Below are 827 nucleotides of genomic sequence, written 5' to 3' on the forward strand. Positions count from 1 at the left end.
CTTTCTGTTCTTCCAGCTTTCTGTTCTTCCAGGCGCTTCTTGAACTCTTCGATCAGCTTGTCCAGGCCGCCGAGGGACTGGATCGCGGCCCGCTCTTCGTCGGTCAGGGAGCGTTCGAATTCCTTGCGCAGCCAGTCTTCGGGGATCAACGCCTGAAGGTGATCGTCGAGTTTTTCCAGGCCATTGAAGTAGGCACCGAACGCCCGGTCGAACTTGTCGAAATGCCGTTCGTCCTTCACCAGGATCGCCCGCGACAAGTAATAAAACTCGTCCATGTCGGCGAAGGTCACGCGCTGTTTCAGCGCGTTGATCAGGTCCAGCAGCYCACGCACCGAGACCGGCACCTTGGCTGCGCGCATTTCGTTGAACAGATTGAGCAGCATGGCGATCGCCCTTATTGGTACTTAGCGAGTGCCGCGACGGCTCATGAACGCCAGACGTTCAAGCAATTGCACGTCCTGTTCGTTCTTCACCAGGGCGCCTGCCAGCGGCGGAATGGCCTTGGTCGGATCGCGTTCGCGCAGCACCGCTTCGCCGATGTTGTCGGCCATCAGCAGTTTCAGCCAGTCCACCAGTTCGGAGGTCGAGGGCTTCTTCTTCAGGCCCGGCACCTTGCGCACGTCGAAGAACACGTCCAGCGCTTCGCTGACCAGGTCTTTCTTGATGTCCGGGTAGTGCACGTCGACGATCTTCTGCAGCGTCACCCGATCCGGGAACGCGATGTAATGGAAGAAGCAGCGGCGCAGGAAGGCGTCCGGCAGTTCTTTTTCGTTGTTGGAGGTAATGATGATGATCGGACGTTTCTTGGCCTTGATGGTCTCGTCGAT

Annotated in this window: 1 protein-coding gene and 1 pseudogene; both read right to left on the reverse strand. The window is 58.1% G+C overall.

What is annotated here, in order from left to right:
• Positions 1-383: pseudogene (locus tag AC1DLB_RS31160) on the reverse strand (hypothetical protein); the annotation flags it as partial.
• 21 nt (positions 384-404) lie between these two features.
• A partial coding sequence (locus AC1DLB_RS31165; RefSeq protein WP_477786422.1) for an AAA family ATPase occupies positions 405-827 on the reverse strand: 423 nt, incomplete at its 5' end.

The organism is Pseudomonas sp. 05N434, assembly GCF_056396965.1.